This window comes from Mycobacterium sp. NGS67 (genome assembly GCF_059812185.1).
In genome coordinates this window covers 1-24,230 of record NZ_JCALCF010000046.1, presented here as the reverse complement: position 1 = coordinate 24,230, position 24,230 = coordinate 1, and the positions used below count along the sequence as shown (strand labels likewise).

19 protein-coding genes and 1 tRNA gene are annotated in these 24,230 nt (G+C 65.8%); 9 read left to right on the top strand and 11 right to left on the bottom strand.

All coding sequences use genetic code 11. The annotated features are described in order from the left end of the window. Positions 1-638, bottom strand: a 638-nt coding sequence (locus AC5Y4D_RS25845; protein ID WP_500038582.1) for an IniB N-terminal domain-containing protein, incomplete at its 3' end; no start/stop codon positions are given. 267 nt (positions 639-905) lie between these two features. Beyond that, a complete protein-coding gene (locus AC5Y4D_RS25840; protein WP_500038581.1) occupies positions 906-1,448 on the bottom strand; it encodes an Rv0340 family IniB-related protein in 543 nt (180 codons plus the stop codon). Between the two features lie 216 nt (positions 1,449-1,664). Here AC5Y4D_RS25840 and iniR point away from each other — a divergent pair, with 216 nt between their 5' ends. The 3 genes from iniR (at position 1,665) to AC5Y4D_RS25825 (ending at position 8,628) form a co-directional block, all read left to right on the top strand. After that, on the top strand, positions 1,665-4,094 hold the full coding sequence (gene iniR / locus AC5Y4D_RS25835) for an isoniazid response ATPase/transcriptional regulator IniR (protein WP_500038580.1): 2,430 nt from the start codon (positions 1,665-1,667) through the stop codon (positions 4,092-4,094). 220 nt (positions 4,095-4,314) lie between these two features. Beyond that, complete coding sequence (locus AC5Y4D_RS25830; RefSeq protein WP_500038583.1) at positions 4,315-7,308, top strand: (Fe-S)-binding protein; 2,994 nt, start codon at positions 4,315-4,317, stop codon at positions 7,306-7,308. 30 nt (positions 7,309-7,338) lie between these two features. Further along, the gene (locus tag AC5Y4D_RS25825) at positions 7,339-8,628 is read left to right on the top strand and encodes a pyridoxal phosphate-dependent aminotransferase (RefSeq protein WP_499993312.1); all 1,290 of its coding nucleotides are present in this window, start codon (positions 7,339-7,341) and stop codon (positions 8,626-8,628) included. A gap of 16 nt (positions 8,629-8,644) precedes the next feature. On the opposite strand, the gene rfbA is transcribed toward AC5Y4D_RS25825, so the two are convergent. Genes rfbA through AC5Y4D_RS25810 form a run of 3 tightly spaced genes read right to left on the bottom strand, consistent with a single transcriptional unit; the run spans position 8,645 to position 10,655 of the window. Beyond that, positions 8,645-9,511 carry a glucose-1-phosphate thymidylyltransferase RfbA gene (gene rfbA, locus AC5Y4D_RS25820; RefSeq protein ID WP_499993309.1) on the bottom strand — a complete coding sequence of 289 codons (867 nt, stop codon included), beginning with the start codon at positions 9,509-9,511 and terminating at the stop codon, positions 8,645-8,647. Positions 9,512-9,513: 2 nt separating this feature from the next. Then, on the bottom strand, positions 9,514-9,888 hold the full coding sequence (locus tag AC5Y4D_RS25815; RefSeq protein WP_499946609.1) for a nuclear transport factor 2 family protein: 375 nt from the start codon (positions 9,886-9,888) through the stop codon (positions 9,514-9,516). Positions 9,889-9,899: 11 nt separating this feature from the next. Beyond that, positions 9,900-10,655 carry a maleylpyruvate isomerase family mycothiol-dependent enzyme gene (locus AC5Y4D_RS25810; protein WP_500038579.1) on the bottom strand — a complete coding sequence of 252 codons (756 nt, stop codon included), beginning with the start codon at positions 10,653-10,655 and terminating at the stop codon, positions 9,900-9,902. A gap of 104 nt (positions 10,656-10,759) precedes the next feature. Between AC5Y4D_RS25810 and AC5Y4D_RS25805 the strand changes: the two genes are divergently transcribed. Genes AC5Y4D_RS25805 through AC5Y4D_RS25795 form a run of 3 tightly spaced genes read left to right on the top strand, consistent with a single transcriptional unit; the run spans position 10,760 to position 14,754 of the window. Continuing rightward, positions 10,760-12,256, top strand: coding sequence for an HNH endonuclease signature motif containing protein (locus AC5Y4D_RS25805; RefSeq protein ID WP_500038578.1), 1,497 nt, complete (start codon positions 10,760-10,762; stop codon positions 12,254-12,256). Positions 12,257-12,290: 34 nt separating this feature from the next. Then, positions 12,291-12,920, top strand: a complete 630-nt coding sequence (locus AC5Y4D_RS25800; protein WP_500038577.1) for a TetR/AcrR family transcriptional regulator — start codon at positions 12,291-12,293, stop codon at positions 12,918-12,920. A gap of 58 nt (positions 12,921-12,978) precedes the next feature. Continuing rightward, a complete protein-coding gene (locus tag AC5Y4D_RS25795) occupies positions 12,979-14,754 on the top strand; it encodes an N-acyl-D-amino-acid deacylase family protein (RefSeq protein WP_500038576.1) in 1,776 nt (591 codons plus the stop codon). Between the two features lie 4 nt (positions 14,755-14,758). Here AC5Y4D_RS25795 and AC5Y4D_RS25790 read toward each other — a convergent pair whose 3' ends face one another. The 6 genes from AC5Y4D_RS25790 to AC5Y4D_RS25765 form a co-directional block, all read right to left on the bottom strand. Next, positions 14,759-15,670: a metal-dependent hydrolase gene (locus AC5Y4D_RS25790; protein WP_500038575.1), complete on the bottom strand. Its 912-nt coding sequence runs from the start codon at positions 15,668-15,670 to the stop codon at positions 14,759-14,761. A gap of 47 nt (positions 15,671-15,717) precedes the next feature. After that, positions 15,718-17,049 (bottom strand): UDP-glucose dehydrogenase family protein, encoded by a 1,332-nt coding sequence (locus AC5Y4D_RS25785; RefSeq protein ID WP_500038574.1) that lies wholly within the window; start codon positions 17,047-17,049, stop codon positions 15,718-15,720. A gap of 76 nt (positions 17,050-17,125) precedes the next feature. Next, positions 17,126-18,541: a DUF7159 family protein gene (locus tag AC5Y4D_RS25780; protein ID WP_499993298.1), complete on the bottom strand. Its 1,416-nt coding sequence runs from the start codon at positions 18,539-18,541 to the stop codon at positions 17,126-17,128. A 127-nt stretch (positions 18,542-18,668) separates the two neighbouring features. Then, positions 18,669-20,261, bottom strand: coding sequence for a DUF7159 family protein (locus AC5Y4D_RS25775; RefSeq protein ID WP_499993297.1), 1,593 nt, complete (start codon positions 20,259-20,261; stop codon positions 18,669-18,671). A gap of 70 nt (positions 20,262-20,331) precedes the next feature. Beyond that, positions 20,332-20,904: a dCTP deaminase gene (dcd, locus tag AC5Y4D_RS25770; RefSeq protein WP_499946600.1), complete on the bottom strand. Its 573-nt coding sequence runs from the start codon at positions 20,902-20,904 to the stop codon at positions 20,332-20,334. Between the two features lie 24 nt (positions 20,905-20,928). Beyond that, positions 20,929-21,615: a VldE C-terminal domain-containing protein gene (locus AC5Y4D_RS25765; protein ID WP_499993295.1), complete on the bottom strand. Its 687-nt coding sequence runs from the start codon at positions 21,613-21,615 to the stop codon at positions 20,929-20,931. Positions 21,616-22,348: 733 nt separating this feature from the next. Here AC5Y4D_RS25765 and AC5Y4D_RS25760 point away from each other — a divergent pair. From AC5Y4D_RS25760 to AC5Y4D_RS25750, 3 genes are all read left to right on the top strand, one after another. Continuing rightward, positions 22,349-22,840 (top strand): DUF4352 domain-containing protein, encoded by a 492-nt coding sequence (locus AC5Y4D_RS25760; protein ID WP_499993293.1) that lies wholly within the window; start codon positions 22,349-22,351, stop codon positions 22,838-22,840. 294 nt (positions 22,841-23,134) lie between these two features. Further along, positions 23,135-23,208, top strand: a tRNA-Gly gene (locus tag AC5Y4D_RS25755). 484 nt (positions 23,209-23,692) lie between these two features. Continuing rightward, on the top strand, positions 23,693-24,230 hold a 538-nt coding region (locus AC5Y4D_RS25750; protein WP_500038573.1), incomplete at its 3' end, for a Fic family protein.

The following is a 24,230-nucleotide window of genomic DNA, read 5'->3' as shown; positions in this document are numbered from 1 at the left end:
GCCTGCGCGTTGAATCCCGCTTCTACTTCAAAGCCGACACCCACGGCGGCCTGTGCGCCCACACCGACTCCGGTCCCCACGCCGAGACCGACACCGGCACCAATTCCGGCTTGCACGCCGAACTCGACATCCAGACCGGCCTGAGCGCCCACACCAGCTCCGGCCACCAATCCGCCCGTCGGTCCGACAACGGGCAGTCCGGGAGCACCCACGACCGGACCGACGACGTTCGGCCCGACAAGTCCGGCATCCGCCGCGACGACGTTGGCCACTCCGAAGCCGACGTCGCCGGCAGCCAGCGCAGCATCGGTAGCGATGAACCCGACGTCGTTCGCCACGACGCCGGCGTCGCCGATGATCGGCGCGGCGGCACCGAAAACTGGGCCGGCATCCGGGCCCGCGAATGTCGGCGGTGCAAAGCCGTGTTGAACCGCTACCGCCTGCTGCAACCCGCCAATCGGGTCGTCCGAGGAGATGTTCAGGCCAGGCACCGCGTCTGCGGCCACCGAGGAGATCTGGGTCGGGGACACGTCGACCAGTCCGGCGCTGGTCATGGCCTGTCCGGGAGCGGCGACAAATGACCGCGCCGCCTCTTCGTTGCGGAACAGGCTCAGGATGTAGTCGACAAGCGAGGTCATTGTTGTTTCCCTTCAATCGAAACCGTGAAGCATTCGCCGAAGTGACCGGCGCTCTGTCATAAACCGTATGGATTTCGCGGGCTCAGCAAATCGGGGTCAGTTCCCCCAGCCTGGTGAAGACTTATCGGGATACCGGGGGCTACCCCATTAGGGGGTTAGGGGAAATTTCGGGCTCCCCATCCCGAGGCTGAATACCGTCCTACTGACAACCGTTTGCGCACGTCAGCAGCCATCTCTGACGGCGCAGACGGGGGTAGGTAAACGGAATCAGCCGTGGATGCCGAAGTCGTGATGATCGGGCTGGCCTTCGTGGGGATGGGCATCCGGATGAATGATCGCGTGATCCCAGATACCGGGGTCGCTCACCGGGAACGCCGCATGTTCGAAGCCGATATGCGCCGAATCACCGCCGCTGAACAGCGCCGACGGCTCGTGCTGACCGATGCCCGCGGGCGGGGGACTCGCCGGCACATCGCCTGGCTCAGGCACAACCGAATGACTGATGACACCGCTGACCGGGGCCTGGTCATGCACCGCAGGGGCGGGGATGTGGGGCGTGAACGCATCGAAGGCGGCCGTCGCTGCCCCGCTTGCCCAGACATTGCCGTGATCGGCGACCGGAGCTCCGACAGCGGGACCGGACATCGACAGCGAATCCGACACCATCGGAATGAGGTTGTTGACGTCAGTGCTGGTCACGTCCGTCAGATTGGCGTCGGCGATGGCTTGAGCAGGGTTCGCGGCGTAGCGCGCCGCGGCGTCGGGGTCACGCACCAGGGAGATGACGAAGTCGAGCAACGAGTTTGCCACCACGCACCTCCTTGCCGCCCCGGCCCACCTGAATCCTGCGTTAGCCAGATGCTATCGGTTACACCGACTCGCGTGTTCGGTACGAATCCCGCCCGCCCCACGCCATCGTTAGGGGATGTGACGTTAGGGGATTACCGGGGTTACGGGGCAATAAGCGGCTATGGTGAGGAAACCGCTGCTGACCACGGTGGGACATAGGGGGTGGACGACGCATCCATGACCGACTACCTGACCCACATCCCGCGACCCGCGCGCATCCTGATCGACGATGTCGCTGATGCCTCGACTGTCCCGGTGCGAGCCTTCGTGGCGGGCGGCATCGGCAGCGGCAAGACCACCACGCTGAGCGCCGTCAAAGACGCCTTGCGACGCGCCGGAGTCCCGACACTCACCCGCCCACCCCGCGACGACGACCCACCTGACGCGGCGCTGCTCGTCGACGACGCCCATCTGCTCACCGATGCCGAGTTGCGCCAACTGACTGATCGAGTCACCGACGGACGCTCGACCGTCGTCGCCACCGCCGAAACCCACGAGTACCGGCCGGCGTTGCGGTCCCTGGCGATGGCAATCGAGCGCGACCGACCGCGTATCTCCCTGGGTCCGGTACCTGTCGACCAGCACTTGCTGGATTGCACCGCCGGTCTGCCCCTCTTGCTCCACGCGGTGTCCGACGGCGATGGGTCGCCAGAGCAATCGGCTCGACTGGCGCTTGCCGAGCGGCTGCGACGGATCGACGAGCCCGCATTGGACACGCTGCTCATCATGTCCTTGGCCCAGGAGCTGGGCCCCGCCGATGTGGCTGCAGCGCTTGGTATTTCGATCGCAGACGCCCGAATCCTCGTCGACCGCACCCGGGCCGGCGGACTCGCCCGGCCGTCGCACTCGCCCGCGTTTCTGCAACTTGTGCACGACGCGGTGGCCCAGATCGTCGGCAACGCGCACCACCGGGAGGTCGAATCTTCGTTGCTGCGTTCACAACTCGACATCTCGACGGTCACGCCGGATCTGGCACTGCGGCTGGCCGAACATGGACTCCGCGACGAACGCCTGGCTGGCATCCTCACCCAACATGCCGCCGACACGCACGCCGATTCCGCCCATGCAGCGCGGCTGTACCGGGCGGCGGTCCAGGCGGGGGCCGAAGGGCTGAAGCCCCGTCTGGCAGACGCGCTCGTCGAAACCGGGGACTGTGCCGCGGCTGCGGCGTTGGCCGATGACCTGCTCGCCTCACCCGATGCCGCCGAACGCGCGGCGGCGGTGCGGATCGCGGCCAGCGTCGCGATGCAAAACGGCAACTCTGCGCAGGCAGCGGACCTGTTCGGTTGGCTCGGCCCGTACCCGGACGCCGTGGTGGCGGCTGCGGCCACGATCGTGCTGACCGGGACCGGTGACCTGACGACAGCTCGCGCCGCGCTGCAGCTCAAAGACGCGGGACCGCCGACCATGGCCGCGCGTGCCTCACGCAGTCTGGCGGAAGGTCTGCTGTTGACCTTGGAACAGCCTTACCCCACTGCGATGGCGAAGCTCAGTCAAGCCATCGCCGTCGAACACTCCATCAGCGGTGCCTTTCCGGACAGTCCGGCCGCGCTGGTCACCCTGGCCGCCATCCACGGCGGCGATCCGGTACGCGCACACAGCGTGATCGGTCGTGCCGTCCGCGCCGGGGGCGATGTGCTATTCCGACGTCGACACCTGCTGTTGTGCGGGTGGATCAAGATGCAGGAAGGACAACTGGCATCAGCGGGCGCCGACGTCGCCGCGGCCACCGTCGGGGGGAATCTGAACCGGCGGGATGCGTTGTGGGCCGGTGCCTTGCAAACCGCGATCGCTCGACGCAGTGGCGATACCGGTGCGCTGCAAAAGAATTGGTATGTCGCCATGGAGGTGCTGGCCGAATACTCCCTCGACCTGTTCGCCCTACTCCCGCTGGGCGAATTATGGGTCGCAGCCGCGCGGATGCGACACGTCGACCAACTGCAACACAGCCTGGATCAGGCTTTCATGCTGCTCAGTTCGCTCGGAAACCCTGCGCTGTGGTCGAACTCGCTGCACTGGGCCGGCGTACACGCGGCGATCCTGGCCAACTCACCGGAATCCGTCGCACCACACGGGCAGGCATTGAGCACGGCGGCACCGTACAGCTCTCTCGCACAAGCACTTTCCGCGGCCGGCCGAACCTGGCTGCGCGTCCTGGCCGATCAGGTCGATGCCGACGAGGTCACCGCGGCCGCGCGGGCCCTTTCCCACGTGGGGTTGACCTCGGATGCGACCAGGCTGGCCGGCCAGGCGGCCCTGCAAACACCCGATGCCCGGGTCTCGGGCGCGATGCTCCAACTCGCGCGGGACCTGAAGCTGGGAACCGGTTTCAGCGAGCCGCTAGCCGGCGCGGGCGAGCCGGCGCACACCGCCGAGCCCATGTCGGCGCCGCGTCAGCCCCCGTCGGGTTCCCCGTTGTCGGACCGCGAACGCGAAGTCGCCGAACTATTGCTGTTGGGCATGCCCTACCGCGACATCGGCGCCCAGCTGTTCATCTCGGCGAAGACGGTCGAGCATCACGTTGCCCGCATCCGCCGCCGACTCGGCGCGGGGTCACGTTCCGAGATGCTCTCGATGCTGCGCGCGATGTTGGTCCCGGAACCATGAGCCGCCGGTTGTTTGTCTGATCACACCGCAGCCCCTCCGGGCTGGTGATCTGCGCAAACTTAGGTTTGCCTTTCTCGCGGCGCATGCCACAAAGGTGTCAGTATGGGCTGGTTAAGCAGCAAAGGCGCCTCTAACGCGTTGCTGCCCTTCTGAGTGACGATGAATGAGGTGACCTTCCGTGGACCACCAGACCATCATCAGGCTCGTTGTGGGCCTGGGTATGACCGCGATCGTAGCCGCGCTGGCTCTGCGACGCGTCTGGTGGCTGTACAGGCTGGTGATGTCCGGACAGCCGACCACCGGACGAACCGACGACATCGGTACCCGCGTCTGGGCGCAGATCTCCGAAGTGTTCGGACAGCGCAAACTGCTCAAATGGTCCATCCCCGGGTTGGCGCACTTCTTCACAATGTGGGGCTTCTTCATCCTGGCCACGGTCTACGTCGAGGCCTATGGCGCCCTTTTCGACTCCCATTTCCACATCCCGATCGTCGGCCGCTGGAACGCGCTGGGCTTCCTGCAGGACTTCATTGCGCTCAGCGTCCTGGCCGGCATCATCACGTTCTCGATCATCCGGTTGCGCTCCGAGCCAAAGGAATATGGTCGTTCGTCACGGTTCTACGGCTCACACACAGGCGGCGCCTGGCTGATCCTGTTCATGATCTTCCTGGTCATCTTGACCTTCGCGATCTTCCGTGGCGCGTCGGCGAGCATCGGCACCCTGCCTTACGGCGGCGGCGCATTCTTCTCGCACGCCATGGGCGCGGTCATGGATGGTTTTGGGCGAGATGCCAATGAGTGGATCGAGACGATCGCTCTGCTGGCTCACATAGCGGTTGCGCTTGTCTTCCTGGTGATCGTGCTGAACTCCAAGCACCTGCACATCTTCCTGGCGCCCATCAACGTCACGTTCAAGCGACTGCCCGACGGGCTGGGTCCGCTGCTGCCGATCGAAGCCGACGGCAAGCCGATCGACTTCGAAAACCCGCCCGACGACGCCGAATTCGGCCGCGGCAAGATCGAGGACTTCACCTGGAAGGGCATGCTCGACTTCGCCACCTGTACCGAGTGTGGTCGCTGTCAGTCGCAGTGCCCGGCGTGGAACACCGCCAAGCCGTTGTCGCCCAAGCTCGTCATCATGGACCTCCGCGACCACTGGATGGCCAAGGCGCCCTACATCCTTGGCGAGAAGCCGAGTCCGCTGGAGAGCACTCCGGAAGGCGGCATCGGCGAAGAAGTGCGTGGCGAAAAGCACGCCGAGGAACATCACGTCCCCGAGTCCGGCTTCGGCCGCATCATGGGCTCTGGACCCGAGCAGGCGACGCGGCCGCTGGTCGGCACCCTGGAGCAGGGCGGTGTGATCGACCCGGATGTGTTGTGGTCCTGCGTAACCTGCGGCGCCTGCGTCGAGCAGTGCCCGGTCGATATCGAACACATCGATCACATCGTGGACATGCGGCGCTATCAGGTGATGATGGAGTCGGAGTTCCCGTCCGAGCTGTCGGTGTTGTTCAAGAACCTGGAGAACAAGGGCAACCCGTGGGGGCAGAACGCCTCTGAGCGCACCAGTTGGATCGACGAGGTCGACTTCGACGTCCCGGTGTTCGGCGAGGACGTCGAAAGCTTCGCAGGCTACGAGTATCTGTTCTGGGTCGGCTGCGCCGGCGCCTACGACGACAAAGCCAAGAAGACCACAAAGGCTGTCGCCGAACTACTTTCGATCGCCGGAGTGAAGTTCATGGTGCTGGGCACCGGCGAGACGTGTAACGGCGATTCCGCGCGCCGCTCGGGCAACGAGTTCCTCTTCCAGCAGCTGGCCCAGCAGGCCATCGAAACCCTCGACGGGGTGTTCGAGGGTGTGGAGACCGTCGACCGCAAGGTCGTCGTCACCTGCCCGCACTGCTTCAACACCCTGGGCAAGGAATACCGGCAGTTGGGCAGCAACTACACCGTGCTGCACCACACCCAATTGCTGAACCGGCTGGTACGCGACGACAAGCTGGTGCCGGTGAATGCGGTGTCCCAAGAAATCACCTACCACGACCCGTGCTACCTGGGCCGCCACAACAAGGTCTACGAAGCGCCGCGCGAGCTGATCGGCGCCGCGGGAGCCACCCTCACCGAGATGCCGCGGCACGCCGAGCGCAGCTTCTGCTGCGGCGCCGGCGGCGCGCGGATGTGGATGGAAGAGCACATCGGTAAGCGCATCAACCACGAGCGCGTCGACGAGGCGCTGGCCACCAATGCCAGCACCGTCGCCGTCGCATGCCCGTTCTGCCGGGTGATGGTGACCGACGGTGTCAACGACCGGCAGGAAGAAGCGGGCCGCAGCGGCGTCGAGGTGCTCGACGTGGCTCAGGTACTGCTCGGGTCGATCGACCGCGACAGCGTGAAACTGCCGGAGAAGGGCACCGCAGCCAAAGAAGCCGAAGAGCGGGCCGCGAAAGTGGAGAAGGCGGAGCCCAAAGCCGCTGCCCCCGCCGCTCCGGTCGAGGCCGAGCCCGAGGCCGAAGAACCGGCCGAGGCCCCCGCCGAGAAGCCGGCCGCGGCAGCGCCGGTCAAGGGGCTGGGCATGGCCGGTGGGGCGAAGAGGCCCGGCGCCAAGAAGACGGCAGCCCCGGCCGCCACTACAGCCGAAGCGCCTTCGAAAACCGAAACCCCGACAGCACCGGCCAAGGGGCTGGGCATGGCAGCTGGCGCCAAGCGGCCCGGCGCCAAGAAGACGGCCGCCACGCCGGCAGAGCCGGAAGCGACCAAGGCGTCCGAACCCAAGGAAGGCGAACCCCCCAAACCCGCCGCGCCGGTCAAGGGGTTGGGTCTGGCCGCCGGCGCCAAGCGTCCCGGCGAGAAGACAGCCAAGCGTCCTGGGCCGGCGAAGCCGCAAGCGCCGACCGAAGACGCGGCGGTCGGGGGTGGCGAGGCGCCCACGGCTGAGGAGGCCAAGCCGTCGAAACCCGAGGCACCGGTCAAGGGCCTGGGCATAGCGGCCGGCGCCAAGCGGCCCGGCGCCAAGAAGAGCCCGGCCGCCAAACCCGCCACGCCCGCCGAGCCCAAACCCGAAGCCGAACCCGAACCCGAACCCGAACCCGAAGCAAAGTCCGAGTCGGAGCCGTCGGCGCCGTCCAACGGCGAGCCGGCTGCCCCGGCGACTCCCGCCGCGCCGGTCAAGGGCCTCGGACTGGCCAAGGGCGCGCGTCCGCCCGGTAAGCGCTGATCACGGTTTGACACCGATCAGCAAATATCAGTGGACAGCGATGGCAGCATGGGTGACGTGACTACGCACCAATTCACCGCGCACACCTCCGGCCATCACCGGCAGCGCGCGTTCGCGCAGTCGTCCAAGTTGCAGGATGTCCTGTACGAGATCCGCGGTCCGGTGCACGCGCACGCCGCCCGGCTGGAAGCCGAGGGGCACCGAATCCTCAAGCTCAACATCGGCAATCCGGCGCCGTTCGGGTTCGAGGCTCCCGACGTGATCATGCGCGACATGATCCAGGCGCTGCCGTATGCGCAGGGTTATTCGGACTCCAAGGGCATTTTGCCGGCCCGTCGCGCGGTGGTCACCCGCTACGAACTGGTCCCCGGTTTCCCGAAATTCGACGTCGACGACGTCTATCTCGGGAACGGCGTCTCCGAGTTGATCACGATGACGCTGCAAGCGTTGCTGGACAACGGCGACCAGGTGTTGATCCCCGCTCCCGACTACCCGCTGTGGACGGCGTCGACGTCGCTGGCGGGTGGCACCCCGGTGCACTACCTGTGCGACGAGACCCAGGACTGGCAGCCGGATATCGCCGACATCGAGTCGAAGATCACCGAGCGCACCAAGGCGCTGGTGGTGATCAACCCGAACAACCCGACCGGGGCGGTCTACAGCAGCGAAATCCTCACGCAGATGGTCGCTTTGGCACGCAAACACGAGTTGCTGCTGCTCGCCGACGAAATCTACGACAAGATCCTCTACGACGACGCCAAGCACACCAGTCTCGCGACGCTGGCGCCGGACATGTTGTGCCTGACCTTCAACGGCCTGTCCAAGGCCTACCGGGTCGCCGGATACCGCGCCGGCTGGCTGGCGATCACCGGTCCCAAGGACCACGCCAGCAGCTTCATCGAGGGGATCAGCCTGCTGGCCAACATGCGCCTGTGCCCGAATGTCCCTGCGCAGCACGCGATTCAGGTTGCGCTGGGCGGATATCAGAGCATCGACGATCTGGTGCTGCCCGGCGGCAGGCTGCTCGAGCAGCGCGACGTCGCGTGGAACAAGCTCAACGAGATCCCCGGGGTGTCCTGCACCAAGCCCGAGGGTGCGCTGTATGCGTTTCCGCGGCTCGACCCCGAGGTCTACGACATCGACGACGACGAGCAGCTCGTCCTCGACCTGTTGCTGCAGGAGAAGATCCTGGTCACCCAGGGCACCGGATTCAATTGGCCCGCACCGGATCACCTGCGAATCGTGACCCTGCCGTGGGCACGTGACCTCGCGTCGGCCATAGAGCGGTTGGGCAACTTCTTGACCAGCTACCGTCAGTAGTTGTTCAGCAGCAAAACTAGCTGCGCTGCAACAACTCCAGCAGATAACCGCCGTATCCGGACTTGGTCAGCGCGCGGGCCCGTTGCTCCAGCTGCCCGTCGTCGATCCAGCCCCGTCGCCACGCAACCTCTTCGGGCACACTGACTTTCAGTCCCTGCCGCAGTTCCAGTGTTCGGACGAAGTCGGAGGCGTCCAGCAGCGAGTCGAATGTCCCAGTGTCCAGCCACGCCGTCCCGCGGGCCATCACCTCCACCGAAAGTTGACCACGGTTCAGATAGATCTGGTTCACTTCAGTGATTTCGTACTCGCCACGCGCCGACTTCTTCAAGCCCTTGGCGATCTCGATCACGTCGTTGTCGTAGAAGTACAAGCCGGGCACCGCATAGTTCGACTTGGGCGTCTGTGGCTTCTCCTCCAACGACACCGCCATCCCACCAGCATCGAATTCCACTACGCCGTAAGCCGACGGGTTGGCGACCCAGTACGCGAAAACCGCTCCGCCTGAGACGTTTTGGAAACGACTGAGGCGGGTTCCCAAACCCGGACCGTAGAAGATGTTGTCTCCCAGCACCAATGCCACCGAATCATTGCCGATGTGGTCGGCTCCCAGGACAAAAGCCTGCGCCAGTCCGTCCGGGCTGTCCTGCGTCACCCAGCTGAGGTTGATGCCGAATTGCGAACCGTCCCCGAGCAGCCGACGGAAACCGGCCGCGTCATGCGGAGTGGTGATCACAAGTATGTCGCGGATGCCGGCCATCATCAGTGTGGACAGCGGGTAGTAGATCATCGGCTTGTCGTAGACCGGCAGCAGCTGCTTGCTGATTCCGATGGTGATCGGGTGCAGGCGGGTGCCCGAACCGCCGGCCAGGATGATTCCACGCATGCTCAGTCGACCCGATCGGTTTCGGTGAGTTCGGTCGCCGCCAGCGCCGACCGCAGATCTTCGTGTCGGAACACCGATGTCACGTGGTCGCGAACCACCCGGAACGCCGACGCATTCGTGGTGATGGCTGCACCGTCCTTGCGACCGTTGATCGTCTGCTCGACCACCACCACACCGTCGCGCACATACATCCGGCCCAGCTCCGCCGTCGTGGCGAGGGAGCCGGCCCATTCGCGTAGCGCTTGATGACCCTGCGCGCCTCCGTGGGCGTCACCGAAATCGATGTCGTCACTGGACAAGCTGACCAACGTCTCGATGTCAGCGGCGTTGAGGGCGTCGTGCCACGCCAGAACGGTTGCGATCTCCGAAGTGGTCATGGCCTGCAAGTCTAGAGAGGGGTGCGATCAAGCCATCGTTGCCATACGGCGTCGTCGCCGAAGAGGTTGATTCCGGTGTCGGCCAGCGCGACTCGGCGGGTCATCGCGAGCAGCAAATCGGTGGCGCCGCCGCGCAACGCCACCGTGCCCTTGCCGTGCTCGTGCGACCACGCGATCTGACCGTCGCTGAGCCGGACCGTCCATTCGCCGGCCTCACCCAATCCGGGGTCGGTGGCGTGCAGGTGCACGGTGTCGCCGTCCTCGAGTGGCATTGGCACACCGTCGCTTCCGGCCCGAATCACGATGCGCTCGAGGAATTCGTCGATGCCGTCGGCGGCCACGGCAGCGTCCAGCGTGAAGGTGCTGCCGATCGCGATCGCGGCATCGGCGCGATGCACAACGTTCTCGTGCAGCCGGCGGCGGATCCACCAACGTGCGGCCCGCGGCCCGAGGAAGGTCCACACCTGCGTCTCCGCGCCCGTCTGATCGACGGCATCGACCAGGAGTCGGGCGCCGCCGTTCAGCCAGGAGATCGCGTCATCGAGGCCCGGCGGCGGCTTGCCGCCCTCGACGCTGCGGAAATCCAGAAAGCTGTCCATCCGGTCACGCACGATCTGCGCGGCCCAGCGGTCACCACGACCGACATGGCGAAAAAGTTGGTCGATGCTCCAGCCGGGGCAGGTCGGCACCGGCGTGGACTGATTGGCGCCGCGGATCAGCTCCCCGAACGCACGGGTCTCCCCGAGGTAGGCCGAGGCGTAATCCACTCGGACGACGCTACTCGCCGCTGGTTTATCCACACATGGCGATTCATCCACATTCGGTCTCGACCTGCCGCCACTTGTCGGTGGAGATCGCTATATTCGAAAGTATGTTCGATGACTTGAAGGGCGCTGACGACGCCACGTTGGTGTCGATCATGGACGCCGCCACGCGGGACGAAGCCGTCGAGGCGGCACGGCGGTTCGCGGCCATCGCCGAGCTCGTGGAGCGTCACGCCCCTGGACCCACCGCCACCGGGCGCTGGTCCTGCGACCATTGGGACGCGATCGCCGCCCAGATCGGCGCCGCGCTGAATATCAGCCACAATCTGGCCTCCAGCCAGATGTATCAGGCCATGGAACTGCACCAGCGGCTTCCGGCGGTCGCCGCGTTGTTCGGTCAAGGCCGGTTGAGTCTGCGGCTCGTCAGCACGATCCTCTGGCACACCAGCCTGATCAAAGACCCCACCGTGCTGGGCGTGGTGGACGCGATCCTGGCAAATGACGCGTTGCATTACGGGCCGCTCTCGTCGTCGAAGACCGCACGGGCGATCGACGCCATCATTGACCGCTACGACCCCGTCGCGGTACGGCGTTACCGCGACAGCGCCCGCGGCCGGGACGTGGTGATCAGACCAGGTGACGACGGCACCGCCGACCTGTGGGGATCGTTGCTGGCCACCGATGCCGCGGTGCTGGACCGCCGCCTCGATGACATGGCACGGCAGGTGTGTGCCGATGATCCGCGCACGCTGGGCCAGCGCCGGGCCGACGCGCTCGGCACACTGGCCGCCGGTGGTGACCGGCTGGCGTGCTGCTGTGAGGACGCCGACTGCCCTGCCAAAGTGTCCGACGCCCGCGCGGAGGCGGTGGTCATCCACGTCGTCGCCGACGCCGCCTCCCTCGACGCCGAACCCGACCCTCAAATCCACGGTGAGATACCGCTTACGCCGATCGACCCGGACAACCCGCTTCGCGCGGTGCCCAAGCCCGATCCCGAACCACCCACGCCGTGGCGACCGTCCGGGCAGATCATCGCCGGACAAACCGTGCCCGCCTCACTGTTGGCGGAGCTGATCGCGGCCGGCGCCAAGGCCTTGCCCCTGACCCATCCCACCGAAGCCGCGCCCGGCTACCGCATTCCCGCTGAGATGGCCCGCTTCGTGCGCTGCCGTGACATGACCTGCCGTTTTCCCGGCTGCGACCGACCTGCCGTCGGCTGTGACCTCGACCATGGCATCGCCTACCCGTTCGGGTCCACCCATCCGTCCGTGCTGCGCTGTCTGTGCCGAAAACATCACCTGCTCAAGACCTTTTGGATCGGGCCACCCGGGTGGCGGGACCGACAACTACCAGACGGCACCATCATCTGGACCGCTCCGACCGGGCATACCTATGCGACCCGCCCCGGGAGCCGGCTGCTGTATCCAACCCTGAGCCGGTCCACCGGATCAGCTCCGGTCGTCGCCGCGCCGCAAGCAGACTGCAACATCCGTAGCGTGATGATGCCGATCCGGCGACGCACCCGTGCCCAGGTCCGCGAATACCGGATCGACGCCGAACGCGCCCTCAACGAAATCGACCTGAAGGCGGAGCGCACCGCCTGAAAACACGCCCCGCCGAAGCCGTAACGTCTCAACCATGCGCACCCACGGCTGGGGCGGTGCCAAGCCCGCGACCGACGAAGAGGCGATCGAACGCATCCTCGACGCGGCCAGCCAGGCTATCGACCAGCGTGGCGGGGACATGCGGATTGCCGACGTGGCACGAACGCTGGGCGTCTCCCGCCAGACCGTCTACAACTACTTCCCCGGCACCAACACACTCGTAGAGGCCGCCGCCACCCGCTCCGGCATGAGGTTCCTGGAGCGACTGGCCGAACACCTGGCCGGCATGACCGATCCCGTCGACGCGCTGGTGGAAAGCCTGGCTTTCACCCTGGAATGGTTACCAAACGATCGGCACGTGCAATTGATGCTGGTGCACAACTTCACCAAGGCCTCAACCGGTGTCACCTCGGAGATGGGCATCAAGTTCGGCCACGGCATCCTGGCGGGCCTGGACGTCGACTGGGCGGACGTCGGGGTCCAGGACGACGATCTCGACGATCTCGCCGAATACATGCTGCGGATATTGCAGTCGTTCATGATCGACCCGGGCAGCCCCCCGCGAACCGGCGAAGTATTGAGGACCTATCTGCGCCGCTGGGTCGCGCCCACGCTCACCTCCGAGCTGGCCAAGGCCCGGCAGCCGGAAACAACGCCGCAGTAGCCGCAGCGCCGTGCTTGGACGGTATCGGTAAGCTGTCCACTCGAGTGAGGTGAGTACATTGACTTTCGACATAGTGGTCGCAAACGGCAGGTGGTTCGACGGCACCGGAGCGCCGTCGGCCACCCGCGACATCGGCATCCGCGACGGCCGGGTGGTCGCCGTGTCAGCGACACCGCTGGACACCGACGGTTGCCCCGATGTGATTGACGCGCAAGGCAAGTGGGTGATCCCCGGCATCATCGACATCCACACCCATTACGACGCCGAAGTGCTGGCCGCACCGGAGTTGTCCGAGTCGGTGCGCCACGGCGTCACCACGATCGTCATGGGCTCGTGCTCACTGTCCACCATCCATGTCGACGCCGGCGAAGCCGCCGACCTGTTCGGCCGGGTCGAGGCAATCCCGCACGAGCACGTGGTCCGCATCGTCGGCGAGCACAAGTCGTGGACGAACGCGAGTGAGTACATCGACGCGCTGGAGTCGCTGCCGCTGGGCCCCAACGTGACGGCCTTTATCGGGCACTCCGACATGCGGACAGCGGTGATGGGCCTGGACCGGTCGACCCGCGACGACGTGCGGCCCACCGCCGCCGAGCAAGACAAGATGGAACGGATGCTGACCGAGGCGCTGGACGCCGGGTTCCTCGGGATGTCTTCGCAGCAACTGCTTTTCGACAAGATCGACGGTGACACCTGCCGGTCGCGCACGCTGCCCTCGACGTACGCCAAGGGCCGCGAACTGCGGCGCTTGAAGAACCTGCTGCGCCGCACCGGCCGGGCCCTGCAATCGGGTCCCGACATCAGCCATCCGCAGAACATCGTGTCGCAGGCGCTGCAGTCCCTCGGCATCCGCCGGCCGCACCTCAAGACCAGCCTGTTGGCCGCGGCGGACATGAAGTCGGCGCCGGGCAGCGTGTGGCTGACCAGCTTCCTGGCGGCCGTCGTGAACCGGTTCGGCGGCGACTTCCGCTTCCAGCACCTGCCGGTGCCGTTCGAGGTGTACGCCGACGGGATCGACCTGGTGGTGTTCGAGGAATTCGGGGCGGGGGCCGCCGCGCTGCACCTCAAGGACGAAGTCGAACGCAACGCTTTGATGCGCGACGAGGAATACCGCCGCCAGTTCCGCAAGGACTACGACACCAAGTTCGGTCCGCGCGCGTGGCACCGGGACTTCTTCGACGCCGAGATCGTCGCCTGCCCCGACGAGTCGGTGGTCGGCAAGTCGTTCGGCCAGGTCGGCCTCGACCGTGGTGGGTTGCATCCGGTCGACGCGTTCCTGGATCTGGTACTCGAGCACGGCACCGCCGTCCGTTGGCGCACAACGATTTCCAATCACCGGCCCACGATGCTGCGACGGCTGGCGCGGATGGAGGGCTTGCAAATCGGCTTCTCGGACGCCGGAGCACATCTGCGCAACATGGCCTTCTACAACTCCGGTCTGCGTCTGCTGCGCCACGTCAGGGATGCCGAAAAGGCCGGGCGGCCGTTCCTGTCGCCCGAGCAGGCCGTGCACCGGTTGACCGGCGAACTGGCCGACTGGTACGGACTGGATGCCGGCCACCTGCGGGTGGGCGACTGGGCCGATCTGGTGATCTTGGACCCCAAGCGTCTGGACGAGTCGCTGGATTCCTATCACGAGGCCAATGTCGAAGCCTACGGCGGACTTTCGCGCATGGTGAATCGCAACGACGAGACGGTTCAGGCGGTGTTCGTCTCCGGCCGGGCGCTGTTCCGCGACGGGCAGCCGACGGAGATCCTGGGCCGCGAGCGCACCGGCGGCTTCCTGCGAGCCGACGGCACGCCGCGCAATGTGCCGCGGGCCGTGCCGGCGTGACAGGCTAGCTCGCGGCCCTGCCGTAGTAGTGCGCCATGTCTTCGCCGGCCGCGTGGCTGGCCATCCAGGTGTGGAACCAGTCCGGCACCTTTTCGTCGGCGGGATGATGCGTCGGCCACTGCGAACGCACAAGTCCGGCAACGAGTTTCAATAGCCGCCAGCCCGAGACGTCCCGGAAGGTGGTGTGGTATCCCGGCGTGAAGTACCTGCCGACGACGGGCAGGTGCTGCCGAAGTTCGGTGCGCCACATCGCGACGGTGGCCACTTCGGGCGGGACTCCGATGTCTTCGGCCGGAACCGCCGCGGCGATGCCGTCGGCGATCAGCGTCGCGATCTTGCTGACGTGAGCCATAGAGGTACGCAGTGAGCGCAGCCGATACCATCTGCTGCCTACCACGCCGTCGAAGATCAGGTCGGCGCAACTCCGGTGTTCGATCTCCTCGATGTAGTGCCACAGAAACAGCGAAGCCACCCGAGAGTCCCCGTCGTACAACACATCTCGCTTCTCGATCATGAAGGTGAACAGCGGCGGGAAGGTGGCCTCCAGGCTGGCGATGTACGCCAGATGGAACTTCAGCGGTTGGGCCGCATACAAAGCCTCATAGGACGTGATGACGTCGTCGAGGGTGTCCGCGAGCGCGGGATACTGCGCGATGAGCGAGTTAACGTGCCTACGGTGCGCGGCCGAATGCTGGGCCTCTTGGGCGAGAAAGACTTCGGCCTCGGCCCGCAGGTCCGCGTCGTCGATGACCTTGAGCGCGTCTTTGACGACCAGCACGATGTAACGCTCGAACCCGACCGCGAAAAACGAGATCAGGTTGGACATCAACGCCGCGGCGGGATTGGCGGTGTTCCATCGAAACGGCACCGATTCGTCGATGTCGAAACGCATCTTCCGGAACGCCACCGCCGTCACGGACTCATCGTACGAGCTGACTGGACAACCAGTCAATAATGTCCAGTCTAGTGGCCGGGTCGCCGAGCTCCCAGCCGGAACACCTGCCAGCCCGCCCCCTCCCAGCGAGCGACATCGAGGCAGTTGCGGCCGTCGACAACCACTCGGGCGCGCACCCGATCGGCAAGCCTTTCCGGGTCGAGGTCGACGAATTCCCGCCACTCGGTCAGCACCAGCACGGCATCCGCCCGTTCACACGCTTCTTCGACCGACACCGCGTAGTTCAGCGTCGGAAACAACCGATTCGCGTTGTCCAGGGCTTTCGGGTCATAGACGTTGACCCCGGCGCCGTTGAGTTGCAACTGCCCGGCGACGTTGAGCGCCGGCGAGTCGCGCACGTCGTCGGATTCGGGCTTGAACGCCGCGCCGAGCACCCCGATGTTGGCGCCCAACAGCGATCCTCCGCACGCCGCGCTGGTCAGTTCGACCATGCGAGTGCGCCGACGCATGTTGATGCTGTCCACCTCGCGCAGGAACGTCAGGGCCTGGTCGGCACCCAGCTCACCGGCACGGGCCATGAACGCGCGGATGTCCTTCGGCAGGCAGCCGCCTCCGAAACCCAAGCCCGCGTTGAGGCATTGGCGTCCGATGCGCGGGTCGTGGCCGAGCGCGTCGGCGAGCACACTGACGTCCGCGCCGGCGGCCTCACACACCTCGGAGATGGCGTTGATGAACGAGATCTTGGTCGCCAGAAACGCATTCGCGGAGACCTTGACCAGTTCGGCGGTCTGCAAGTCGGTCACCATGAACGGCACCCCAGCGCCCAGCAGCGGACCGTACAGTTGCCGTACCGCCGGCTCTGCGTGTTTTGAATCGTCTTGCACGCCAAGCACAATGCGGTCCGGGTTGAGAGTGTCGTGCACCGCGTAACCCTCGCGCAGGAACTCCGGATTCCAGGCGATCTCCACGTCAACGCCCTCGGGTGCCAGCGCGGCCGCCCGCCGGCCCAGTTCGGCGGCGGTACCCACCGGCACGGTCGACTTTCCGACCAGCACCGACGCCCGGGTCAGCCGGGGCACCAACGCGTCGACGACGGCGTGCACATGCCGTAGGTCGGCGCCGTACTCCCCCTTCTTCTGCGGCGTGCCGACGCCCAGGAAGTGCACGTCGGCGAACTCGGCGGCCATGTCGTAATCGGTGGTGAAGCGCAGCCGCCCCGCAGTGAGGTTGGCCTGCAACATCTTTCGCAGGCCAGGCTCGTAGAACGGGATATCACCCCCGGCCAGCTTGGCGACCTTGCCCGGGTCGATATCGACCCCGACGACGTCATGTCCCAACTCCGCCATTCCGACCGCGTGGGTGGCACCTAAGTAACCGGTTCCGAAAACCGTGCATCGCATACCACTGTGTGTAGGTGGCTGCGATGAGCGAACGCCATCGCGACCCTGAACGGTAAGTGACGGCTATCCGGCGAGATCAGATGCCGGGGACGAAGGGGATGTTGAATCCGCCGCGGCCGCCGCCGCCACCTCGGCCACCGCCGCGGCCCCCACCGCCGCCGCCGGGGCCTTTGCCGCCCGGACCCTTGCCGATGCTCGGCGGCTTGCCGCCACCGCCGCGCCCGGGTGATTGCGGCGTGAGGATCGGCGGGATCACCGGCACCGGCACGATCACCGGAACCGGTGCGGCCGGAGCCGGAGCGGGTGCGGCCGGGGCGGGCGCCTCAACCTTGGGCGTCGGCGCCTGCGGTGCCTGCGGAACCTGCACCGGGACCTGGGGGGCAGGGGCCGGGACCTGCTCGGGGACCTGCTGCGTCGGAGCCTGCTCAGGGACCGGAACCTGCTGCGGCGCCGGAGTGGGTGCCGGAGCCTGGGGAGTCGGAGCGGGCGCCTGGGGAGTCGGCGCGGGCGCCTCGGGCGCCGGCGTGTTCGGCGCGACGGCGGCCTGGCCGGTCTGCGGCCGCGTATCCGAGGTGGTGCGAATGCTGATGCCCAGCGCGACGACCAGCGATGCCACCCCGATGACGAAGATCGACGCCAGGATGCTGCCGATCAGCGCAAAAGGCTTGCGATCGTCCTGCTCGTCCTCGACGGCGCTGTAGGCCAAGCCGCTCTCGACGTTCTCGAAGTGCACCGGGTCGACTGCGAACGGTGGCTGGACGCCGGTGCCGGGGTCTTGCGCGTAGGCCTGCGCGGCGGTCGACGACGACAACAGCGGCGTGTTCGCCGACGCCAGGGCCGCTCCCCGGGCGAGTGCGGTTTCTGGTTCCTCGGGCGCGGTCACCGGCAGCGTGGTCGCCGCCTCGAGCGCCGGTTTGATCAGCGGGATGTCGACGCCGGAGCCGACGACGAACACCGCATCCGGGTGGGTGGCGAGCGACTCGGCGCCCGACACCAACTCGGTCAATTGAGCCACCGCCGCGTCGTCGTCGTCGGGTAGCGGTTGGGTATGAATGTCGGCGATCGACCCGTCGGCGGTGTGCACCACGGCCAGAGTCGCGGTGTCGGGCTCGACGAAGAGCAGCGCAGTTTGCGCGTAGTTGGTCTCGTTACCGACCGATTGCGCCAGCGCTGCGGCGGCCAGGAAGGCCGAGACCAGCATGACGTTCTCGATCTTGCGGTTGGCCAGCGCGTCACGCAGCGCGGCGGCCTGCTCGGGGTCCCGCCAGGTCACACCGGTCGACGCCAGCTGGTAGCCACCCTCGGCCGCGCCTTCTCGAGTCCCCAGGATCGCCGAGACGACCTGCTCGGCGGCGTTGAACATCGTCGCATCGGGGTCGGCCGCGACCTCGAACTTCTCTTCCTCGACGAGGGCACCGTCGCCGTTTTCACCCTCGACCAGCACCATTCGGACTGCCGCTGGTGCCATCGACACACCAAGGACGGTGTCCACAACTCCCCCAATCGAATGCTCGGATGTCCCCCAACCCGTTATCAACAACGTACCCAGACCACCGGATGCTTTCCATCTGAGTTTGATTTGTAACGCAGATCACCGGACCTCAGGCCGGTGGACGGAGCTACCTGTGCCCACGGCCCCCGCCGCCGCCTCCGAAGGGACCGTGACCGCCGCCTCCGCCTCCGCCTCCGCCTCCGAAGGGACCGTGACCGCCGCCGCCTCCGAAGGGTCCATGCCCGCCGCCTGGACCGTGCGCGCCCGGGCCGCCGCCACCTGGGCGGCCACCGCCGCCGAAGGGGCCACGCCCACCAGGACCATCCCCGCCGAACGGTCCGCGACCGGGATTACCTCCGATGGGCCCTCGACCCGGTTTCGGCGAAGGACCCGACCGCGGGGGCTGGACGACCGGCACCCGGGGAGCCGGGTTCTCCACCCGCGGCGGGGCGGCCGGGATTGGCACGCGCGGTGCCGGCGCCTGGCGCGGTACCCGGGCTTGCGGTGGCCGCAGAACCGTCCCTGGGCTGGGGATCTGGATGGGCGGAATGATGATCGGGACCACCGGAGCGACCACTTCCGGCTCCGGCAACCGCGGCGCCGGAGCAGCCGGAGCCGGCATCTCGGGAAGGTCGGGTACCACCCGTGCCGGAACGATTGGAGCGACCGGAGCCGGCGCCGCGGCCGGGATCTGGGTCGGTAGTTGCGGCGGCAGCGCTCTGGGCGCCGACGGCGGAGCCGGCACGTCGATCTTGGGCTGCGGCGCTGCCACCGGGGCGGGCGGAGGCGCCTCGACCGTCGGCGCAACGAAATGGTTCTGCCGGGGCGTCGGAGCCAGCGCGACCGTCGGGCGGACGTTGATAGCCAACGCCACCTCCAGCGCTACCACCGCAGCGGCCGTGATGACCGCCACGCCGCTGCCGATCAACATCGCGGACCTGCGCCGTCGGCCGTCGACGGCTTCGTCTGCAACGGCGCTGTAGGCGAGCTCGCCGGGACCACCCGGGTCCTGCGCATAGGCCAACGCGGCCGTACTCGACGCGAACAACGGGGAGTTGGCCGACGCGAGCGCCGCGCCTCGAGCCAGTGCCATCTCGTGTTCTTCGGACACACTCACGGTCAGCGGGGTGGCCGCGTCCAGCAGCGGCTTGATCATCGCGACGTCGACACCGGAGCCGACCACATAGATGCCGTCGGGTCGGGCCGCCATCGATCCGACATCGGCCAGCATCTCGGCCAGCTGGCCGACCGCAGCGCCGTCGTCGGCGGCCAGTTGCCGGCGCCGGACGTCGCACAGGGAACCGTCGGCGGTCTTCACCACCGCCAACGTGGCGCTGTCGGGTTCGACGAACAGCACGCCGGTCCGCGCGTAGCCGACGGAATCACCGACCGCCTGTCCCATCGCGACCGCCGCCAGAAACGCGGAGACCAGCATGACGTTCTCGATCCTGCGGGCGGCGAGCGCGTCACGCAGCGCCGCCGCCTGCAGCTGATCGGTCCAGCTCACCCCGATGGAGGACAGCCGCAGGCCGGCCTCGACCGCGCCTTCGCGCGTGCCCAGGATGGCCTGGATCACTTGTTCGGACGAGCGCATTGTGGCCGGGTCAGTCCCGAGCCGGAACCGGTCCTCGTCGACGATGACGCCGTTGGCGTCGGCACCCTCAATCAGCGCGATCTGGGCCGCCGTCGGCGCCATCGAAACTCCGAGTACGACGTCCAAAGCCCCTCCCACGGTCTTCGCTTCAACCAAAAGGGTAGTCGCGCTAACCAAGTTGGGACCGCTGTTGCAGCTATGTAGTCCGTATGAAGTTCTGATAGGAACGCGACGGGGTGGGCCCGCGCTGACCCTGGTATTTGGACCCGACGCCAGCGCTGCCGTAGGGCCGTTCCGACGGGCTGGTCAGCCGCAGGATGCACAGCTGACCGATCTTCATCCCCGGCCACAGCGTGATTGGCAGGTTGGCGACGTTGGACAGTTCCAGCGTGATGTGGCCGCTGAAACCCGGATCGATGAAACCCGCCGTGGAGTGCGTCAACAGCCCCAGCCGGCCCAACGAGGACTTGCCCTCCAACCGTCCGGCGAGATCGTCGGCCAGGGTGACCAGCTCCAGCGTCGAGCCGAGTACGAACTCGCCGGGGTGCAGCACGAACGGTTCACCGTCCGCGGGCTGCACCAGCGTGGTCAGCTCGTCCTGCTGCTTGGCGGGGTCGATGTGGGTGTAGCGGGTGTTGTTGAAGACGCGGAACAGCGTGTCGAGCCGCACGTCGATGCTGGACGGCTGCACCAGGGCGTCGTCGAAGGGCTCGATTTGCAACCGGCCGGCGGAAATTTCGGCCTTGAGGTCACGGTCGGAGAGCAGCACGCGTGTGAGCGTATCTGCTGCCGGTCAGCGGACGTAGATCTCGTCTCCGCTGGGGTATCCGCCGCCGAGGGTGGTGACGTGGACGTGGTCGTAGTGCCCGTACCCGCCTGCTTGGGCGCCGCCCCCGGGCGTGTAGTAGGTGCCCCGCCAGATGGCGTCCTGGATGCTGAACTTGTCGGCGTTCTGCAAGACGTACGTGACGATCGCGTTGCCCAGTTCGATGCCCTCGTCGGAGCTCGGGTTGGGGATCATCACGTCTACGGCCAAGCCCTCCGGATGCCACCGCAGAGCGTCGGGGCGGACGCCGCCCATCTGGTGGATCTCGGGGAACAGGGCGCTGATGGCTCGCGCCACCAAGATGGTCTTGACCTGCAGTCCTTGTTCCGGCGCGACGCCCGCGGCCAAGATGGTCGACCCTGCGGCGGGGCGAGACCGGTCGGCCCGCGACCGCTCGGCGGGAGCCATTTCCTCGACGCTGAAGCGCAGGCGCGACGTGTCCAGCGCGGCGCCGGCATCCGAAGCCGCAATCTGCAGGCAGCATTCGGACGACGGGTCCGGGACGGTCGGCTTTGCAACGATGCGCGTGGTCGCGGGATTGACATCTCCACCGAGCGCTCCGCCCACCGCGAAGAGGACGGCGACCGGACCGATGGCTGCAGCCAGCATCGCTGGCGCTTTCGACCGCTTCCTGGCTAATGCGTGCCTGCCCACGGAAGGTCACGATACGAGATTACGAATGATAACGAAAGGGTAAACGTCCCATTCTGGGGATTTGCACGGAGCGATTGTCTATTAGCCCGGCAAATTACTTGCGGGTGATTCTGCGCTCGTCAGGCCGGTTGGCTCGCGAGCCAGTTAGACAGTTCCTCGAGCATCTGACGGGCGTATCCGCGCCAGAACCAGCCGAAGGCCGGCATCGTCGACGCTGCCGGTCATGAGCGCGGAAACATGTTGTAGCGCCACGTGATTCGGGTGCCGGTGCAGCCGGGGTGAACAAGAATTCCCCGTCGATCTTGGTGAGGAGAGGACCCTTGAAGTCGGTGATGTTGTATCGCCACTCGTGTGGCTCATCCACGGCGACGACGGTCTCCCGGATGCTGCCTCCGCCGGCCAACTCCAGCACCCAGGTCTGCCCCAACAGATCCGTTCCAGTTATTTGCGTCACGTCTGATCACGGGGGTCGGTCCGTGCCGGGCCGGAATATGGTGGGGTACGTCCACCTCGGTGATGGGCCCGCGCTGCTCGCTTACCGTCAAGGACGCGGCTTCGCTCAAGAGGGTTCACTATGTGCATAGCCAAATGCGGAACCTCTGAGGCAACACCAGCGACCGACGTAGTGTCCAATCAGCGACAGCACGTGGCAAGCGCAGTCGATTATTTGAGGTTCGGTACCGCTAGACGCCGATACTGCCTACACTCACACCCACCTACCAGGAGGTATCACTTGTTCTACAGGAACGTCGTCGTAGCAATTTTTGCCGCAAGCTTCCTCATGCTGTCGGGCTGCGGAACGGCTACAACGTCCAGCAAATCCAGTTCAGCAGCGAGGCAACCGGCAGCCAGGATCGGAACCCCGGTACGCGATGGGAAGTTTGAGTTCATCGTGACTTCCGTTGACCGGTCGAAGATCGCCGGCGATCCTACGAACGAGTTCATGCAGTCCACCGCGCAAGGCGAGTACGTCAACGTGCACTTGTCGGTAAAGAACATCGGAGATGAGGCGCAGTCATACTTCGCCCAAAATCAGAAGCTCATCGTGAACGGCAAGAAGTTCGATGCCGCATCGGTATTGGGTGTCAAGGGAGATAGCGATTCCCTGAACCCAGGGCTTGGCGTCGACACAGTAGTGTCGTTCGACGTTCCGCCAGGGACAGTCCCAACTTCTATTGAACTGCACGACTCCGCGTTCAGCGGCGGTGCAACAGTACAGCTCTGATTCGCCGAACCCGGTCAGCCCTGCGTCCCATCCTTGGCATGGGGCCTTCTGGCAATCGCCAGTGTTGCTACCCCGTCATTCACATCCAGATCGCACACCGCGGCAACACCCCGGACGGCGTCCCCGTCGCATACATCGGACACTGCGATCCGGGCGCTCACCATGCGGTTGTATGCTCACTCGCAAGACGACGCCCTGCACGTCGCCACGAATGCTTTGCAACATTGAGTGCAATCTCGGCACTCGTTTGATGTCGGACATTCAAGGTCATATACGCAGGTCAGAGTCCTTATCGCCGATGTAGTTCAATGGCAGAACATCAGCTTCCCAAGCTGAATACGCGGGTTCGATTCCCGTCATCGGCTCCAAATTGAGCTGGACTGAAGCGTCGATCTTTAATCGCCGAGGGGTCGTAGGCCCGCGATCGGTCCGCAGTCTCGCGCGGCAGGTGGCGTTTGGGCCGGCCGCAGCCCCGGCCCGCACGGGGCCCGACCTGGTGCACGAGTCATTGACATTGTCATACCCTCACGGTGAGCGTTATTATTTATCATCATGATGGTTTGTTAGGAGATAAGCATCACGTTATTCGAAGCTCCTGATCTCGATGCCCGCGAGCGAGAGGTCATCGCAGAGACCGAGCAACTGCGACAGAGCCTTCGCCACCGGCTTCACGAACCAAGGCGGTGGACGGGCTCACTGCGCCGCGTTCAGTTCGCCCGCGCGGTACAAGGTTCGAACAGCATCGAAGGATATGAGGCCAAGCTCGACGACGCCATAGCTATCGAAATGGGAGAACCAGCGCTCGACGCGAGCGTAGAAACGAGCTTGGCTATCCGAGGCTACCGAGACGCGATGACATACGTCTTGCAACTGGCAGAGGAACCCAACTTCCACTTCGGCGAGCAGCTGATCAAAAGCTTGCACTTTATGATGACGCAGTACGACCTCAAAAATCGCCCCGGGCGGTGGCGTAGTGGGCCGGTATACGTGCAGAAGGGAGAGACCGGTGAAATTGTTTACGAGGGCGTTGAGGTCGAGCAAGTAAACCCGCTAATGCACGAACTGGTGCGCCACCTTGAGCTTGATGAAAGCTGCCCCATTATCATTAAAGCCGCGATGGCGCATCTCAATCTTGTACTTATTCATCCCTTTCGGGACGGCAACGGCAGAATGGCACGTTGCCTCCAAACGTTGGTCCTCGCACGTGATGGAATCTTATCGCCCGTCTTCTCCAGCATCGAAGAGTATCTAGGGCGCAACACCCGCGACTACTACGATGTGTTAGCGCAGGTTGGTGGGGGATCGTGGAAACCATGGAACGATCCACGGCCCTGGGTCCGTTTCGTCCTCACCGCGCACCTGCGTAGCGCGAAAACGATGCTCCGTCGTA

What these genes read in the sequence shown, in the direction of transcription:
- iniR (WP_500038580.1), top strand. Translation starts at nt 1,665, where the DNA reads ATGACCGACTACCTGACCCACATCCCGCGACCCGCGCGCATCCTGATC.
- AC5Y4D_RS25830 (WP_500038583.1), top strand. Translation starts at nt 4,315, where the DNA reads ATGACCGCGATCGTAGCCGCGCTGGCTCTGCGACGCGTCTGGTGGCTG.
- rfbA (WP_499993309.1), bottom strand. Translation starts at nt 9,511, where the DNA reads ATGCGTGGAATCATCCTGGCCGGCGGTTCGGGCACCCGCCTGCACCCG.
- AC5Y4D_RS25815 (WP_499946609.1), bottom strand. Translation starts at nt 9,888, where the DNA reads ATGACCACTTCGGAGATCGCAACCGTTCTGGCGTGGCACGACGCCCTC.
- AC5Y4D_RS25805 (WP_500038578.1), top strand. Translation starts at nt 10,760, where the DNA reads ATGTTCGATGACTTGAAGGGCGCTGACGACGCCACGTTGGTGTCGATC.
- AC5Y4D_RS25800 (WP_500038577.1), top strand. Translation starts at nt 12,291, where the DNA reads ATGCGCACCCACGGCTGGGGCGGTGCCAAGCCCGCGACCGACGAAGAG.
- AC5Y4D_RS25785 (WP_500038574.1), bottom strand. Translation starts at nt 17,049, where the DNA reads ATGCGATGCACGGTTTTCGGAACCGGTTACTTAGGTGCCACCCACGCG.